A 441-nucleotide genomic window follows, 5' to 3' on the forward strand; every position below is an offset into this window, starting at 1 on the left:
GAATTATAAACATAGAAGGTGCAAGACAAACTGAAAAAATATTATTAGAACTTCAAAAAAATGGGTATGATTTTAAATTCTCTGAATCTCAAAGAGCAGACGGTGGATCTGTAATGAGAGGAAATGATTTATTAATGGGTACTCCTGATGTAATGGTAACAGATTCATTGACTGGAAATCTTTTCATCAACTTTTCCTATAGCAATTTCATAACCATATTTAAGAGCTTTTGCAACAACAGGCGAACCTGATGCTCTTGATAAAATTAAAATTCTTCTATCATAATCTTCGCCTACTCCTGGACCATAACCATATCCTTGTGCTTCATAATCTCCACCTGTTGTGTATGAAGAAAATATCTTCATGAAAAGATTTCCAGTCAATGAATCTGTTACCATTACATCATGAGTACCCATTAATAAATCATTTCTTCTCATTACA

At 32.4% G+C, this 441-nt stretch carries 1 pseudogene; it reads right to left on the reverse strand.

Annotation, left to right across the window (positions count from 1 at the left end):
- Positions 1-164: 164 nt before the first annotated feature.
- Positions 165-441, reverse strand: a pseudogene (locus tag AWT72_RS08880) (glycine/sarcosine/betaine reductase complex component C subunit alpha); the annotation flags it as partial.

This window comes from Oceanivirga salmonicida, assembly GCF_001517915.1.
Classification (GTDB): domain Bacteria; phylum Fusobacteriota; class Fusobacteriia; order Fusobacteriales; family Leptotrichiaceae; genus Oceanivirga; species Oceanivirga salmonicida.